At 57.2% G+C, this 16,681-nt stretch carries 14 protein-coding genes; 6 read left to right on the forward strand and 8 right to left on the reverse strand.

Annotation, left to right across the window (positions count from 1 at the left end):
- Position 1 precedes the first annotated feature (1 nt).
- The 7 genes from AAHB17_RS21650 to AAHB17_RS21680 form a co-directional block, all read right to left on the reverse strand.
- Positions 2-442, reverse strand: coding sequence for a MaoC family dehydratase (locus tag AAHB17_RS21650; protein WP_342133034.1), 441 nt, complete (start codon positions 440-442; stop codon positions 2-4).
- Positions 439-2,037, reverse strand: coding sequence for a 3-hydroxyacyl-CoA dehydrogenase (locus AAHB17_RS21655; protein WP_342133035.1), 1,599 nt, complete (start codon positions 2,035-2,037; stop codon positions 439-441). Before AAHB17_RS21655 ends, AAHB17_RS21650 begins: the two co-directional genes overlap by 4 nt.
- Positions 2,034-2,852 carry an enoyl-CoA hydratase-related protein gene (locus AAHB17_RS21660; protein ID WP_342133036.1) on the reverse strand — a complete coding sequence of 273 codons (819 nt, stop codon included), beginning with the start codon at positions 2,850-2,852 and terminating at the stop codon, positions 2,034-2,036. The genes AAHB17_RS21655 and AAHB17_RS21660 overlap by 4 nt, the downstream gene beginning before the upstream one ends.
- Positions 2,852-4,114 (reverse strand): benzoyl-CoA 2,3-epoxidase subunit BoxA, encoded by a 1,263-nt coding sequence (gene boxA / locus AAHB17_RS21665; protein WP_342133037.1) that lies wholly within the window; start codon positions 4,112-4,114, stop codon positions 2,852-2,854. The genes AAHB17_RS21660 and boxA overlap by 1 nt, the downstream gene beginning before the upstream one ends.
- Before the next feature lie 97 nt (positions 4,115-4,211).
- A complete protein-coding gene (gene boxB, locus AAHB17_RS21670) occupies positions 4,212-5,639 on the reverse strand; it encodes a benzoyl-CoA 2,3-epoxidase subunit BoxB (protein WP_342133038.1) in 1,428 nt (475 codons plus the stop codon).
- An 84-nt stretch (positions 5,640-5,723) separates the two neighbouring features.
- The gene (gene boxC, locus AAHB17_RS21675; protein ID WP_342133039.1) at positions 5,724-7,385 is read right to left on the reverse strand and encodes a 2,3-epoxybenzoyl-CoA dihydrolase; all 1,662 of its coding nucleotides are present in this window, start codon (positions 7,383-7,385) and stop codon (positions 5,724-5,726) included.
- Positions 7,386-8,111: 726 nt separating this feature from the next.
- Positions 8,112-8,795, reverse strand: a complete 684-nt coding sequence (locus AAHB17_RS21680; protein ID WP_342133040.1) for a helix-turn-helix transcriptional regulator — start codon at positions 8,793-8,795, stop codon at positions 8,112-8,114.
- Between the two features lie 275 nt (positions 8,796-9,070).
- Between AAHB17_RS21680 and iaaH the strand changes: the two genes are divergently transcribed.
- The 6 genes from iaaH to AAHB17_RS21710 are packed head-to-tail and all read left to right on the forward strand — an operon-like array spanning position 9,071 to position 15,938.
- Entirely contained in the window at positions 9,071-10,474 is a 1,404-nt protein-coding gene (gene iaaH / locus AAHB17_RS21685) for an indoleacetamide hydrolase (RefSeq protein WP_342133041.1), read from the forward strand.
- A gap of 44 nt (positions 10,475-10,518) precedes the next feature.
- The gene (locus AAHB17_RS21690; RefSeq protein ID WP_342133042.1) at positions 10,519-11,667 is read left to right on the forward strand and encodes a substrate-binding domain-containing protein; all 1,149 of its coding nucleotides are present in this window, start codon (positions 10,519-10,521) and stop codon (positions 11,665-11,667) included.
- 8 nt (positions 11,668-11,675) lie between these two features.
- Entirely contained in the window at positions 11,676-12,530 is an 855-nt protein-coding gene (locus AAHB17_RS21695; protein WP_342133044.1) for a branched-chain amino acid ABC transporter permease, read from the forward strand.
- Between the two features lie 16 nt (positions 12,531-12,546).
- Complete coding sequence (locus AAHB17_RS21700; protein WP_342133046.1) at positions 12,547-14,307, forward strand: branched-chain amino acid ABC transporter ATP-binding protein/permease; 1,761 nt, start codon at positions 12,547-12,549, stop codon at positions 14,305-14,307.
- The gene (locus AAHB17_RS21705; RefSeq protein ID WP_342133047.1) at positions 14,304-14,999 is read left to right on the forward strand and encodes an ATP-binding cassette domain-containing protein; all 696 of its coding nucleotides are present in this window, start codon (positions 14,304-14,306) and stop codon (positions 14,997-14,999) included. Before AAHB17_RS21700 ends, AAHB17_RS21705 begins: the two co-directional genes overlap by 4 nt.
- Before the next feature lie 39 nt (positions 15,000-15,038).
- On the forward strand, positions 15,039-15,938 hold the full coding sequence (locus AAHB17_RS21710) for a LysR family transcriptional regulator (protein WP_342133048.1): 900 nt from the start codon (positions 15,039-15,041) through the stop codon (positions 15,936-15,938).
- Positions 15,939-15,987: 49 nt separating this feature from the next.
- Here AAHB17_RS21710 and AAHB17_RS21715 read toward each other — a convergent pair.
- The coding region (locus AAHB17_RS21715) for an IS3 family transposase (protein ID WP_342133049.1) at positions 15,988-16,681 on the reverse strand (694 nt) is incomplete at its 5' end.

The following is a 16,681-nucleotide window of genomic DNA, read 5'->3' on the forward strand; positions in this document are numbered from 1 at the left end:
TTCAAGTGTTCGAAAGCTTAAAGAGGCTGGTTGCCTCTAGGTCGAGGACCTCAACATTGGCCTGTTTGAAGAGTTGCCAGCGCCAGGTGATGATGCCGAGGTCTGGCTTGGTTGAGGAGCGTCGGACCTCCAATACTGTGGCGCGCAGGTGCAGGCTATCGTCGGGTCTCACAGGGTGTCTCCACTTGACATAGTTCAACCCAGGAGAAGCAAAGGACTCGGAACCCTCCAAGGCGGCCAGCGCCACCAGTCGCATGGCGATGCAACAGGTCTGCCATCCACTTGAAATCAACCCCTGGTGGTGGCCGTTGTCCGCAGCCGCTGCGTCGGTGTGAAACCACTGAGGGTCCCATGCTCTGGCGAAGGCGACCAGTTCCTCCTGTGTCAACAAATATGGCCCGGCATCTATCACCTGACCAGGGAAGAAATCGGCAAATTTCATGGTGGTGGTCCTTTGCTCCACACGGTCGTGTTGGTCAGGGAAAGGCGCAGCCAGGGACTTATGCGGTACCGGTCCCCGCGGTAAATTCTGTCGAGGTTTTCGAGGACATCGACAACCGACGAAACCCCATATTCGCGAAGCCATTCGAATGGCCCTGCGGGATAGTTCACACCCAACTTCATGGCTGCGTCGGCATCGTTGATGGAGCACACACCTTGATTGACTGCATCAGCGGCCTCGTTGATGAGCATGGCGATGGTTCGTGCAACCAACAGACCCGGAGTGTCTTTGACCTCAACGGGCTGGTAGTCCAGAACAGACAGCCATGCCTTGGCAGTGACAATCGCGGCTGGTTTTGAGGTCGTTGCTGCCGCAAATGCAAGTGCTTGGCCCGGTTTCGTAAACAGCGGCAGGTCAACCACAATCACTGATTGGCTCTTGCTGCCCATCTCGGTCGCTGTGCGCCCGTCTGTGACCCGAATTTGCAGTTCGTCAATTTGCAAGCCCGTCCAGTCTGCTTGAGGGTTCTCGGAGCAGGGGACGCCCTTGTCTTTGAGGCGCTGTATCCATGAGGTCGTGATTTTCCCTGTGCCATTGACCACTATCCGTTTGAGCGTTGGCGGGGGGGAGGACTCCGACGCTACAGAAACACTTGGATGTGTTTTCGTTGAAGCGCTGCTCTTGTAGTCGAAGAAACCCTGGCCGCTCTTTTTGCCAAGCAGCCCTCCGTCCACAAGTTCACGCTGCACGACAGAGGGTGTGTATCTTTTGTCAAAGAAGTTCGCTTCAAAGACTGACTGCGTGACAGCGAAGTTGGTGTCATGGCCAATCAAGTCCATAAGTTCACACGGCCCCATCCGAAAGCCTGCAGCACGCATACAGGCATCAACGACCGCTGGTTCGCTGAACTGTTCCTGCAATAGTGCAAGCGCCTCGGCGTAAAAGGGGCGGGCGATGCGATTGACGATAAAGCCCGGCGTTGACTTTGCGAAGACAGGTGTCTTCCCCCATGAGTGGCTCAGTTTGTAAATGGCGGAAGCAACAGCCGGATTCGTCTGCAGTCCTGAGACAACTTCGACCAGTTTCATGACTGGGACCGGGTTGAAGAAGTGCATGCCGACCAACCGGTCCGGCTTTTTCATCCCGTTGCCGATAGCGGTGACCGAAATTGAAGATGTGTTGGTCGCCAGGATGCAGTCTTCGCTGACGATGTTTTCTAGGTTCTGAAAAAGTGAACGCTTCACCTCGAGCTTTTCGACAACGGCTTCAACGGCGAGTCCTGCGTCACCGGCGACAGCGAGGGCATCAATCGGTCGAATCTTGGATGCAATGTCGTGTGCAGGTGTGTTGCCTAGCTTGCCCCTTTTCTCTAGGATGGCCAGTGTGTCTTTCAAGTTGGAATGAGCTGCTTCTGCGGCGCCAGCTTTCGTGTCATAGAGATATACGAAATGACCAGCCTGGGCGGCAACTTGAGCGATTCCGGCGCCCATGATGCCGGCACCCACCACCAGAACCTTTGCACTGCTCAGGTCGTAGCCTGCACGAACCGCAGAGGCTTCATCGTCGCCCTGTGAAGATTTTTCGCTAAGGGTCATGATTCAATCCAGGGGGCAGGTTGCTTGTTCAGGAAGGCCTCGAATCCAGCTTTGGCCTCATCTGTTCCCCTGACGCGACTGATGGTCTGAGCCGTCAGTTCAAGAACTTCCGGTGTGACTTCTGCAACTGACAGTTTCGAGAAAAGCCGTTTGATTTCTGTCTGTGCCTGTGGGCCGCAATGCAGAAGTTCTGCGACGGTCTGGTCAATGGCGGTGTCGAGTTCGGCCAGTTCGCTTATCCCGTGAATCAAACCTATCGACAGCGCTTCTGTTGCCCCCACCCGCGTTGCCGTTAGCGCCAATCGCTTTGCTTGTCTCTTACCAACAGCGTTGGTTACATATGGGCCGATGACGGCAGGCAGTATTCCGAATTTGGCTTCACTGACCGAGAAGGTCGCATCGACGGCGGCATAGGCAAAGTCGCAAGCACAAGCCAAGCCGACGCCACCACCCAGGGCAGCGCCTTGTATGCGTGCAACGGTGGGTTTCGGGCAGCTCTGCAAAACGTAGAGCATGGCTGCGAAGCGCCGAGCATCCTGAAGGTTCCACTCAGGGCTGGCTGAGGATGCTCGTTGCATCCATTTCAGGTCAGCCCCTGCGCTGAAGTGTTTGCCCTCTCCTTTGAGAACAATGACCCTCACTTTCGGGTCTTGGCCTAAGAGAATAAAGGCCTGCTGGAGCTCCTGAATCATTTGTTCATCGAAGGCGTTGAAAACGCTCGGACGGTTCATGCTCACTTGCGCGACGCCACTTTTTCCGGCTCGCCATTCGAGAGCAATCGTTTCAAAATTTGGCCACGAAGTTGCGGTTGTCATCAGTAGGTCTCCAAGTGCAGTCTTCCGAGTTGCTTGAGCTTTGAGGCAATAGCTGTCCACTCCAATCCGGCCGTTTGAGCGATGTCTTGAAGTGCCTGAAGAACGCCTTCCTCCATGGACTTGAGACCGCAGACGAAGAAGTAGCAGTTCGGGTCAAGCAGACACCCAAGCAAATCCGCAGCACGTTGGCGCATTAGGTCTTGAACATAGGTTTTTGGCTCCCCTGGCACGCGGCTGAAAGCCAAGTTAATGTCGATAAAGTCTTTCGGAAGGTTCGTGAGTGGCCCGAAGTAGGGCAGCTCCTCCTGTGTCCGTGCTCCAAAGAACAGCATGAGTCGCCCGCTATGTTTCTGCTCGCCTGATTTCGTCAAACGACGGCGCCATTCGGTCATTGCCCGCATGGGGGCGCTTCCGGTACCCGTGCAAATCATGACGATGCTCGACGAAGGGTGATTGGGCATCAGGAAGGTCGAGCCAAATGGACCAATCACTTCAACTTTGTCCCCCACCTTCAGGTCGCACATGAAGTTGCTCGCGATGCCACGAACGCGTTGGCCTGTGTGGTCTTCGAGTACGCGCTTGATAGTGAGCGACAGGTTGTTGTATCCAGGGCGCTCTCCGTTTCGAGGGCTGGCCACACTGTACTGACGGGGGTGGTGCGGTCGCCCGATATCGTTGAGCCCGGGAGGAATGACACCTATCGATTGCCCTTCCAGAACAGGAAAAGGAGCTGCCCCGAAATCTAGAACAAGGTGGTGCGTGTCGTAGTCTTGACCATCCCCCTTGGTGACCTCTGTCACTCGAACGTTACCCACCACTGTCGCAGTGATTGATTTGTTTGGCGCTTTGGGGCCATACAGGTTGGTGTATGGGGTGGCAGCACTCCATGGTGGAACCTGGGAACTCGGATTCTGTATGGGCAGGGAGGAAGCGGTGACTGACGACGCCTGGGGTACCTCGAGCTCATACTGGCTGAGTCTCTCGGATAAGTCGGATTCTCCAGGTAGCGTGTCCCATGAGCACTGTTCCTCGAGCGTGTACGCTGCCTCTCGTTTTACTAGACGTGCGTTGTCGATAGCTCCGGTGGGGCAGGGCGATATACAGTCATTGCACCAGTTGCACTTGTCGATATCAACCACATAGTTTCGTGAGTCGTGTGTTATAGCCTGCACTGGGCAAATGGCTTCACATGTGTTGCAACGGATGCAAATCTCAGGGTCGATGAGATGTTGCTTGAGGAGATTGGTCACGGTCGCGTCCATTCGAGCCTACTGTTCTGAACGGGGTGGAATGTGGATCTGAAAAAGGGGCTGGCCGTCGCCGACCAGGCCCCTTTGCGTCACCTGGGTTGTGCTCGATTCAGTTGAACCGCACGTACTCGAAGTCAACTGGCTGGCGGTTGATGCCCATGACCGGAGGCGCAATCCAGTTGGCGAACTTGCCAGGCTCGACCACACGGCCCATCAGGCTGGCCACAAAAGCGCGGTCGCCTTCGCTGGGCAGCCAGTTGTCGCGGTTGGCGTCCCATTCGGATTCGGAAATCACGCGGCCATCCGGGGCCACCTTCACGCCCTTGAGCAGGCCGATGTTGCGGTGGAAGGCCTTGTGCGGCACCGACAGGCGCACGGGGATACCGGCCTTCTCGATGACCTTGTTCCAGCGCTCCACGCCACCCACGCTGTCCTTGATGTAGTCATCGCGCAGCACTTCGTTCAGCGCGTTGAGCATGGGCACTTCTTTTTCCACCAACTGGCCGTTCTGCACGTTCAGCACCTTGTAGAACTGGCCACGCAGCTGGTGGTCGTCGGTGCGCTTGCCTTCTTCGTAGCGGCCTTTCAAGCCGGTGCTGTAGAAGGTGGCGGCGTTGCTGGACTCGTCGGCGCCGAAGAGGTCGATGGTCACCGAGAAGTGGAAGTTCAGGTAACGCTGGATGGTGGGCAGGTCGATCACGCCGGCGGCGCGTAGCTTGGCCGGGTCGTCGGTCTTGAGCTCGTTCATCACCTGGCAGGTGCGGTTGATCACGCGGCTCACGCCCGACTCACCCACAAACATGTGGTGGGCTTCTTCGGTCAGCATGAACTTGGTGGTGCGGGCCAGCGGGTCGAAGCTGGATTCGGCCAGGGCGCAGAGCTGGAACTTGCCGTCGCGGTCGGTGAAGTAGGTGAACATGAAGAAGGACAGCCAGTCGGGCGTCTCTTCGTTGAAGGCTTCGAGGATGCGCGGGTTGTCCTTGTTGCCGCTGTTGCGCTCCAGCAGGGCCTCGCCTTCTTCGCGGCCGTCCTTGCCAAAGTATTTGTGCAGCAGGTAGACCATGGCCCACAGGTGGCGGCCTTCTTCCACGTTCACCTGAAAGAGATTGCGCAGGTCGTACTGGCTGGGGCAGGTCAGGCCCAGGTGGCGCTGCTGCTCCACCGATGCGGGCTCGGTGTCGCCCTGCGTGACGATGATGCGGCGCAGGTTGGCGCGGTATTCGCCAGGCACGTCCTGCCAGGCGGCTTCGCCCTTGTGGTCACCGAAGTGGATCTTGCGGTCTTGCTCGGCGGGGTTGAGGAAGATGCCCCAGCGGTAATCGGGCATCTTGACGTGGCCGAACTGGGCCCAGCCTTGGGGATCGACGCTGACCGCGGTGCGCAGGTAGACGTCGAAGTTCTGCGAGCCGTCCGGGCCCATGTCGTTCCACCAGTTCAGGTAGTTGGGCTGCCACTGTTCGAGCGCGCGCTTGAGCGTGCGGTCTTCGGCCAGGTTCACGTTGTTGGGAATCTTCTCGCTGTAGTCGATGCTGGACATGGAGGTCTCCTGGGATTTCAACGGTGGAATGGGTTCGGTTGCGGCGCGCCACCCGGACCCGCGCCGCACAACGAATACAAGGGCTTAGACGCGGTTCCAGTCAAAGGTGGCTTTGTCGCCTTTGCCGTACACCTTGAGCGCGCCCTTTTCACCCACCGCGTTGGGGCGCTGGAAAATCCAGTTCTGCCAGGCGGTGAGGCGGCCAAAGATTCGGGTGAACATGTTTTCCTGCTGTGCAAAACGCAGGTTGGCTTCGAGGCCTGTCAACGCGTCGGGGGACATGGCCGCGCGCTCTTCCAACGCCAAGCGAATCTCGTCTATCCAGTCGATATCGTCGGGCGCGGCTGTGACCAGTCCCAGCTTTAGGGCGGCATCCCCGTCGAGCGGCTGTCCAATGGCGCCTCGGGCAGCCTCCATCGGGTCGACCTCTTCGTAGAAGCGGCGCTGCAAGCGGCTTTGGCCCGTAACCATGGGCAGATACCCGAAATTCATCTCCCCCAATGTCAGGGTGGGCTGCTTTTCGGGTTCGTCAGGCAGCACCAGCATGTAGGCGCGGTCCGCGCAGAGGGCCAACTCTGCCAGAGTGCCTGCGAAACAGGACCCGGGTTCGAGCAATGCGAAAAGGCTTCGCGATGAGACGTCGAACCGTGCGAAAGTTCGCCGCAGGTGGCCGATGGTCTCGTTGACGAACCAGTGGTCTTTGTGGGTCAGCAAGAGCGCGTCGTTAGCCAGAACCGCTGTACTGTCACCTTCAGTTTTGAGCAGCCAGGTACCAATCTCCAACTCATTGGTGCGCATGTGCAAGATTGCATCATCAAGCTCGCGGACCATTTGCAAGGCGTACCAGCTAGCTCCTGCGGCTTCGATACCTGCGATGTCAACAGGTTGAGGGCCCTGTGGAGCCTTGACTGTGAAGGTGGCAGTGCGTTTCGCGCGGTCCACCTCAACAATTACGTGGCTGTATTCGAGGCGGTCAGGCTGGATGCTCCGGGTCAAGGGCGTCAATTCAACGCCTTTGACGCCTGCAGCTCCGCGGTGACTTCCTGCCGCCAGCTTTTCTGCGCGGGCTCGAACTTCTTGTTCAAATACCGCAGGTTTCGCAACAGCGTCAACAAGCCGCCATTCCACCGCTTTTTGACCACGCACACCTTCGACACTGGTGCAGAAGATATCGGCCAAGTCGTGACGCACGTGTCGCTTGTCCGTTACACGCGTCAGCCCTCCTGTGCCGGGCAGCACTCCCAGCAAGGGCACTTCCGGTAGGCTCACAGCACTGCTGCGGTCATCTACCAGCACAATTTCGTCACAAGCCAGTGCCAACTCATATCCGCCGCCAGCGCAGGCACCGTTGAGCGCAGCGACAAACTTCAACCCGCTGTACTTGCTGCTGTCTTCGATTCCGTTGCGTGTCTCGTTGGTGAATTTGCAGAAGTTGACCTTCCACCCGTGACTGGAAAGGCCCAGCATGAAAATGTTTGCGCCTGAGCAGAACACGCGGTCTTTCAGGCTGGTGACCACTACGGTTCGTACTTCAGGATGCTCAAACCGGACGCGCTGAAGCGCGTCGTGCAGTTCGATGTCCACACCCAAGTCGTAGCTGTTGAGCTTGAGCTTGTAGCCGGGGCGCAGTCCTGCATCTTCGTTGATGGCCAACGAAAGCGTGGCGATGGCACCGTCGAATGACAGTTTGATGTGCTCGTAGCGGGAAGGGTCTGTTTGGTAATCAACGCTTGTGGTCTTGGTCATGCCTTGTCTCCGGTTTGATGAATCATAGTGCATATTTTCCAGGCAAAAGACCTACTCGTCCAGTCCAAAAAGAGCAATATAGTGCATATATACGATAGGTGAGGTGTGCACTCGAGGAGCGCGTCTTGCAACCAATGCCCACAGTTAGTTAACTAGGTGGTGAGTTGTTTTTCTTCAAATATCATTTGAAATCAATGACATAGCTAAGAAAAAGAAGAGATGCTGGGAGCTGGGTAAACGATTTCTTCGTTTCAAAAACACGCGGAAGAGAACAGGCAGCCACGCACAAGACAGCCAAGCAATAGGGCTATCGATGTGCAACATAGGCTTCATCGATGGAGCCGGCCGAGGTAGCCGGGTCTTCTCTTGAGTTCAATTGCGCACGTACTGGAGCACCGTGGTGGCGCCGTTCCATCGGGTGAGCAGCAGCGCAAGTCAACGCACCTGAAGAGAGCAACATGCCTTTTCAGGGGAGTGAGTTGGCGAAAATGGTGGTGCATTCGCACTGAGAGAAGTGTTCGCTCAGTGGGCGCAGGTTGCGCTTGCCAGACTAAAAGAAGGAAATAAGCAACAAGTGTGTCGATGGGAGCGATAGCAAACGCCACTGTCACGAGGTGACGCCAACTTTCCCGACGTGCTCAAAATTCAGCCACTAGCCGAACCCCGGGGTGGACATGGACTCATCAGAGGCACAGTTCGGATGCTATCGAGCTGAATAGCACCAAGTCAGTGCACCTGAGATGTTTCAGCGTAGAGACCTTGGACCCTTGCAGCTAGCTGAGTTCGATTCTCAACATGCAGCTTCTTGAAAACGTTGGACATGTGGAAGCGGACTGTTGGGAACTCGACGTTCATTTCCTTGGCAATTTGCTTGTCTGGGCAACCAGACAAGACCAAAGAGGCAACTTGTGCTTCTCTAGGGCTTAATGTAGTACGCCGACGCAGAAGTTCGATGATGGGCTCCTGTTTCGCAGACTGAGCAACAGACTTTTGGTTCCATTTCAGTCTGGCCATTGCAGACGCGAAAGCTGGTTCAACAAGGCGCAAAGCTTCCAATTCGCTCGCGTCGAAGTTGCCTCTGTTTCGCTGACGCCAGATGCGCATGTCCCCAGTACAGATGCCCTCAAAAAACACGTAGACGTTGACGCCCCAGTGCATACGGTCTTTGGCAAGGAAATCGTTGAAGAACTCAGTCCGTGCCAAGTCTGACTGACAAAGAATCTGAGTAGCGATGGTGGGATGGCGCCGCTCCATCATGGGGATGGTCAGTGGGTCGATGAATCGGTAGTAGTCGTCCCAAGCACGCAGGTTGTCCAGGGACATGTTCAATGCCTTCACGCGGTCGAACCTCTGCTGCTCATTGTTCCATGTGAACGACACATAGGTATCAGCGTTGAGCAGGTCGAGCATGGGCAGCGCCAGTTCAGCTCGAAGAGTGTCAGAGTCGTCAGCTTGGGCGAGCAGGCGAATCACCTCGCTGAGTGCACGGGTCTGGGATGTTGAAAGATACATGACCTAGAGCTAGCAAAAACCATGCTTGGAAGGGGTTGTGCATGTTATGGCTCGCTACCAATCTCTGCATCGGTGTCTTCCCTAGCCAAACAACAGAGAACCCTATCAATCTTGTTGGGTGCACCCACGGTGCCAGGTGCCTACGATTTCCAGACATCGAAACTGGAGAGCACATGAGTTCCGCCCATCTTGGCGTTCACGACCTTCGAGCGCAGCTTCGTACCGGTGCATTGACGAGTGTTGCTCTTGCGCATGAATTGATAGAGCGCACGAACGCACAGCACCACCTTCATGGGTATGTCGTCTTTGACGAGGAAAAACTGCTTAAACAGGCGGCCGATGCAGATGCACGGCTTGCAGCTGGAGTGGACCTGCCGCTTCTAGGTGTTCCTGTTGCTCTGAAAGACAACATCGATTCGGTCGACTTTCCTAGTTCTGCAGGCGCCGAAAGGCTGATGGGGGCCGTTCCGGTCGCAGATGCCGACGTGACGTTGCGTCTTAGAGCTGCCGGTGCATTGATTGCCGGCAAGGCCAACATGCATGAATTGGCGTTTGGCATCACAACGGACAACCACGTTACCGGGCAGGCTTGTAACCCTTGGAATGCCGAACGTATTCCAGGGGGGAGCAGCGGCGGCAGTGGTGTGGTTGTTGCCGCAGGTATGGTGCCGGCATCAGTTGGGACAGATACCGGCGGGTCGGTTCGTGTGCCAGCTGCGCTGTGTGGCCTCGTAGGCCTTCGGCCTACAGTGGGCCGGGTCTCCGGAAAAGGTATCGCGCCAATCTCCACCACGAGAGATACAGCAGGTCCAATGGCTCGCAGCGTTGCTGACTGCGCATTGTTGGATTCCGTCATGACCGGCACTTCGGCTGCGCTTCCAAATGTGTCTTTGGCTGGGCTCCGCCTGGGTATCCCCGAGAACCTCTTCTGGGAGGACCTCGACCAGGGCGTCCGTTCGGTGGCTGAAAGCGCTGTAGAGAGACTCTGCGTAGCAGGCGCGCACTTGGTTTCGGTGGCATTGCCCTCTGTCAGTGAGCTGAACGCTGGGGCTGGATTTCCGATTGCGCTCTACGAGTTCGTTCGTGACATGAAGGACTACCTCTACTACGCGAAGCGCGGTGTCACTATTGAAGAGCTGGTTGCTGGAGTCAAGAGCCCTGATGTAAAGGCCATCGTGACACCCCTCCTGCAGGACGGCGCCATCTCTGAGTCAGGCTATCGACAGGCACTGTTGACAAGGACGCGTCTACAGGAGATGTACGCACAGGCCTTCATGACCTACGGTATTCAGGCTCTGGTCTTCCCGACGACCCCGGTGGTTGCGGCTAAGACCAGCGAAAAGACCGAGGTGGTCCTGAACGGCAAGGCGCAGCCGCTGTTTCCAACCTTCATCCGCAACACCGACCCCGGCAGCAACGCAGGCTTGCCTGGTCTCACGTTGCCCGTGGGCCTGAGCGAAGGTATGCCCGTTGGGTTGAGTCTGGATGGATTGCCAGGCAGCGACCGAATGTTGCTCGCGCTGGGACTGGAAATTGAGAAGCTGTTTCCCGCCGTTTCCGCACCCTGGATGCGCTGAGCGTCCCTCGCCCCTTCAACCCCACCTTCAGCAGGAGCTTTTTCATGCAGCGACGTACGTTTATCACCAGTGCAGCCATTGCATCCCTGGCTGGTCCCAGCCTCGTTCGAGCACAGTCCACCTTGAATGTGGCGGTCATGCTTCCGATGAGCGGTCCAGCCGGGCTGTTTGGTCCTTCAGCGAAAGCCTGCGCCGAACTCGCATTTGAGACCATCAATTCGCGCGGTGGCATCTTAGGTCAGAAAATAGTTCCCTTGTTTGGTGATGCAGGGCTTCCGCCTGCTGAGGTCACACAGGGCGCTTTGAAGCTGTGGAAAGGCCAGAAAGCCCAGGCGGTCATCGGGATGCACGACAGTGCAGTGCGGGGTGCACTGGTCGGTCTCTTCAAAGGGCAAGTGCCGTACTTCTACACACCAGTGTACGAAGGTGGGGAGTGCGCACGTGGCACTTTTGTCAACGGCGAAACTCCGCAGCAACAGCTCGAACCTGTCATTCCTTGGATTGCCTCCGAGCGCAAGCCAACCAAGTGGTACATGATTGGCAACGACTACATCTGGGGTCGCAATACCAACGCAGCTGCACGCGAGTACATCACCAAGACCGGTGCGAAGGTCGTTGGTGATGAGTATTTGCCCTTCACCGTCGATAACTTCGATGCCAGCTTGACCCGCATCCGCGACAGTGGTGCGGATGCTGTGCTGGTTTCGCTGGTTGGTGGAGCTTCGGTCTCCTTCAACAAGGCTTTTGCAAGCATGGGTCTCTCGGACAAAGTGATTCGACTCGGCACGCTACTTGAGGAAAACACGCTGGCAGGTATAGGTATCGCCAATGCCAAGAACCTGTACTCCAGCGCAGGTTACTTCGCGAACATCCAGACGCCTGCGGCCAAGGCATTTTCCGATGCGTACTTCAAGCGGTTTGGTCCGCAGGCGCCGGCGCTAAATACATTGGCCCAATCTGTGTACGAAGGTGCTTTGATGTTCGAGGCCATCGCCAACCGTGCGAAGTCACTGGATGTCGAGAAGATGGATAGGGCGAGCACTGGTGCTAGTTACAACGGCCCCCGCGGTACCGTGACCATGGGTGCGCGTCACGTCAAGCAGGACATCTATGTGGCCACCGTTGACGACAAGGGATTCCGGGTCGTCAAGACCTTTCAGGGCGTGAGCTCGGGTCAGACCTGTAAGGTGTGAGTGACGCGATGGACTCCAGTTGGCCACTTCACATCCTTAACCTGCTGTACGAGTTGGCAACGCTGGGCCTGACTACCGTGGGCCTGGCGGTAGTGTTCGGACTGCTAGGGGTCATGAACATGGCCCATGGCGAGTTCGTAATGCTGGGAGCCTATGCGGTGGTCACCGTGCAATCCTGGGGCTGGCCGTTGATAACCGCCATGCCCTTGGCGCTGCTTGTGTGCGGTGGCGTAGGCTGGGTTGTGGAGCGCTGGCTTATACGACCGCTGTACGCACGGCCGTTTGACACTCTGCTGGCCACTTGGGCGTTGGCCATTCTCCTGCGGAAGCTCGTGGAAGCTGTCTACGGGCGCGACTACCGCAATATCGAGAGCAATCTGGCGATTCCCATCGAATTTCTGACTGTTCAGTATCCCGTGTATCGATTGTTCCTGCTCGCATTGGCTGCGGTCTTGATGATTGGGCTGGCACTCTGGTACAGGCGAAGCTCCATGGGTCTTCGCGTTCGCGCCATGACCGGTAACCCCACGTTGGCTCAGGCGCTGGGAATCAATACCACTCGACTGGCATCCCAGACCTTCATCGTTGGCGTGATGTTGGCGGGAGCATCTGGTGTGCTCTTGGCGCCTCTCGTGCGCATTGAGCCAGGCATCGGCGTTGACTACCTGCTGGACTCCTTTTTTGTCCTAGTGGTTGGCGGTCTCGGCACACTCGGCGGCTTTGGCGGGGGGGTGTCCATCATCGGCGGAACACAGTCGGTTCTGAGCTCACTCATTGACCAGACCAGTGGGTATGCGGTCGTACTCATATTGTCCATCCTCTTTCTCTGGCTGAAGCCCAATGGACTCTTCGGACGCAATTGACCTCAACAGGACGGCCATGCAGTCCGCCAGCAAGATGAAGACACCCCGCAACCTATTTTCCGGACCTTGGCTCGTTGGCATCGGGCTGTGCGCTCTTCCTTTCCTGACTGATGACTTCACCAGCTACCAGATTGGGCTGTTCCTCATCTACGGTATCGCGACCCAGGGCGTTGCACTTTGTTGGGGACGCCTAGGTTTTCTTCCGCTGGGCAACGCGCTCTATTTCGGTATGGGTGCCTACTTGGCAGGTTCTAGCCTAAAAGTTGCGTCCACTGATGCGCTTTGGTACTGGACACTTCCTCTGGCATTGATTTTTCCGGCGATGCTGGCGTACTTGGCAGCGCGCCTGGTCTTCGCAAGAAGTACCCGAAGCGGCCCGTTCTTTTCTCTCATTACGCTCGCCATGACGATGCTGGGCTTCCTCGTGGTCCAGCAGTGGAGTACGGTGACCGGAGGATTTAATGGTATGTCCGGCATCCCGGAGCCGCTGGGTCTGGATAGGTATTCGCACATCTACTGGGTGATTGCCTTCTGTGCGGTGTGCTCAACCTTGCTTCTGAGTGTCCTGATTCGTCGACCGATTGGCACTCTTTGGTCAGCCGTTGCACAGAACGAGGACCGGTTGCAACTGTTTGGGTACGCAACCGACAAAATCAAGGCAAACGCCTACGCGCTGTCCGCCTTCCTGGCAGCCACCGCGGGGGCCTTGTTTGCCATGCATCAGGGCATCGTTACACCGTTGTCCATGGGCGTTGTACTTGCCACCGAATTCGTTATCTGGGCCGCTGTGGGTGGCAAGGCAAGTCCTGTTGGTGCTCTGCTTGGGGCAGTGTTGGTGGGCTATGCATCATCCGAGCTCAGGGATGCGTTCTCCTATTGGGAGGTTCTGGTCGCCATCATTTTTCTGGGTGTGGTTCGTTTCTTGCCAAACGGGATTCACGGGCTCGTACTCGGGAATAGATGGCATGTAGACACGGGCGCCGAGCCTGTAGGGAAGATGCTTGCGCCACGAGCGGCAGTTGGGGGGGACTTGTCGCTTGAGTTCAAGGGCGTCAGGTCATCCCAAGGTGGCGTTCGCATTCTCAATGACCTTTCTTTCTCTCTCTCAGGGCCAGGCGTGCGCTGCATCATTGGCCCAAATGGAGCGGGCAAGACTTCGTCATTCAATGTGCTGACGGGGCGTCTTCCTTTGCGGTCCGGGACAATTGTTCTGAACGGAAAAAATATGTCGGGCTTATCGGCATGGCAGGTCGCGCGTAACGGCGTCGGCAGGAAGATGCAGGTGCCTTCGGTGTTCCCCGATTTGACGGTCGCCGAGAATCTTGACATTGCCATGTGGGCGGGTCGGCTCAAGGGGGGGGATGCCTTGGGGCGAGCTGCCATGTCGTGGCATACCCCGCTCCTGGATGAACTCATGAGCCTCTTCCCGGTCCTGCGGCAGCAATTCTACGAAAGGGCAGGCAGCCTCTCACAGGGCCATCGGCAGGCGCTGGAATTCTCGATGACGATGCTGCCGGAACCCCAGCTCGTCTTGCTTGATGAGCCCTGCGCTGGGCTCTCGCCAAAGGAAACGCACCAGATGATTGATGCAATTAAGCAGGTCATCGACCGTCTGGGTGTCGGCGCACTGGTAATCGAGCACGATATCAGTGCTGTCGAGGCCATCGGGGGGAAGGTATTTGTGTTCGACCAGGGCGCATTGCTGTCTGAGGGAACACTGGACGAAATTCAGAACGACACCAAAGTGAAGAGCGTGTACGCAGGAGCCCGCAAGTGAGTCTGCTATTTCTCAAGTTCAGCAACCTGGTCAGCGGTTACGGCGACACGATGGTGCTCCGCGATGTCTCCGGCTCCGTGGAACGGGGGAGTGTGCTGGGCGTTCTGGGGCGAAACGGGGTGGGGAAGACTACCTTGATGAAGACCCTTGCGGGCTACATCAAACCCCAGGGAGGTACCGTGACGCTGAATGGTCGCAATGTCAATGCATTGGCTCCACAGGACCGCCTGCATGCGGGTATGGCATATGCGCCTCAAGAGAATGTGGTGTTCGGTGACCTGTCGGTCCATGAGAATCTCTGGTTGCACCTCGATGACAAAGATGAGAGCCGCTATGAAAGTTGTTTGAAGAGCTTTCCTCGGTTGGTTGAGCGCATGGCGCAGCGTTCGGGGTTGCTGAGTGGCGGAGAGCGAAAACTGCTTTCATTCACGCGTTCGATGGGGTTGCGTTCACCCTTGACCATTCTTGACGAGCCGACCGAAGGCGTCCAGCCTGAGAACATCCACCGCATGGCCACTTTGGTACGCTCTCAATGTGCCACAGGTGCTGCTTTCGTCATCGTCGAGCAGAACCTTGAGTTCTTGTTGTCGGTCGCAGACACCGTGCTGGTCATGGACCACGGGCAGGTCATGCTCGACAGTCGAGTCGAAAGCACATCCAGAGAAAAGCTTGAAGAATTTTTGATGGTGTAGAGCACAGCCACTGGTTGGTGAAACGCCGACAATCTGTTCATGAGCAACGACATGGACCTGAATCTGGTGCGCGTTTTCGTCGCCATCTACGAAACGCAAAGCGTGACCGCTGCGGCCGAACGCCTGGACGTCACCCAGCCCACCATCAGCTACGGGTTGTCCAAGCTGAGAAAGTCCTACGGGGACCGTCTGTTTCTACGAAGTGGCTCTGGTGTTGCACCTACGAGTCTTGCCGAGCAGCTTTACACAGTTTTTCGCGACGCGCTGGCTGCCGTGGACAACACACTTGAGGCGCGCGCGGTCTTCTCGCCGGCAACGTCCCGTCGGCGATTTCGGCTGGCCATGTCGGACATCGGCGTACTGATTTTTGTGCCATTGCTTCTACGCCGTTTTCAAGAGGTAGCTCCGCACATCGAAATTGAAGTCATTTCGATATCTGAAACGACTGGCGAAGACTTGGCCGCTGGCCGGCTGGACGTGGCGATTGGGAACATACCCCAGTTGAGCAGTCAGACGCGCAGCTCGTTGCTGTTCAAAGAGCACTACGTTGGCCTCATGTCTGCAACCCATCCAGGTATTGGAGGTGAGATGACCTTGTCTCAGTTCCTCACGGCACGGCATGTGATGGTTTCATCCCCTCGTTCTGGCCATGCGCTGGTCGAAGAACGACTTGCACAGTTGGGTATTCATCGCAACATTGTTGCCAGAGTCCCGCACTTCACAGTCTTGCCTGAATTGCTTTCACAGAGCGACCTGCTGGTGATTCTGCCGTCGCGGGTCGCAAATGTCTATGTAGGGCAGGGGGCACTCAAAGCAATGCCTCTACCAGTCGAGCTTCCGGAGTTCCACGTGCAAGTGCACTGGCATCGCCGACAGGACACCAGTGTTGCTCACAAGTGGTTCATTGAGGAAACGGTTCGAGTCCTGGGGACGCTCTAACAAAAAAAGCCAAGCTGAACCGCCCCGGCTTTCAAGGAGGCCAGTTGGTTTAAGTTGACACCTCTGCCGAGGTGTTGCTGTTGGCGAGTTGCCTCCAGTAGTTTGCCTCACCCTCTGCCGGAGGGATGCCCCCAATCGGCGTGAGCAGTCGGACGTGGTTGAACCAGTGCACCCACTGCAAGGTGGCCAGCTCCACGGATTCCCTGGTCTTCCAGGGTCCCCGGCGGTGAATCAGCTCGGCCTTGTACAGCCCGTTGATGGTCTCGGCCAGCGCGTTGTCGTAGCTGTCGCCCCGACTGCCCACCGAGGGCTGTATTCCCGCCTGGTCCAGGCGTTCGGTGTAGCGTATGGAAACGTACTGACTGCCCCTGTCGGAATGGTGCGTCAAGGCATGGGCTGCTGGCTGGCGGTCATACAGCGCCTGCTCCAGCGCATCCAGCACGAAGTCCGTTTGCATGCTGCGGCTGACCCGCCAGCCCACGATGCGCCGGGCGTACACATCCACCACAAAGGCCACGTACAGCCAGCCCTGCCAGGTGCTGACATAGGTGAAATCCGACACCCACAGCTCGTTGGGGCGGCTGGCATGGAATTGTCGGTTGACGTGGTCCAGCGGGCACGGTGCCGATGTGTCCGGCGTGGTGGTGCGCACCGTCTTGCCACGGCGTGCCCCTTGCAAGCCTATGGCACGCATCAGCCGCTCGACCGTGCAGCGCGCCACTGCGATGCCCTCGCGGTTCATC

The sequence above is a fragment of the Hydrogenophaga sp. OTU3427 genome (assembly GCF_038440225.1).
Lineage (GTDB): Bacteria > Pseudomonadota > Gammaproteobacteria > Burkholderiales > Burkholderiaceae_C > Hydrogenophaga.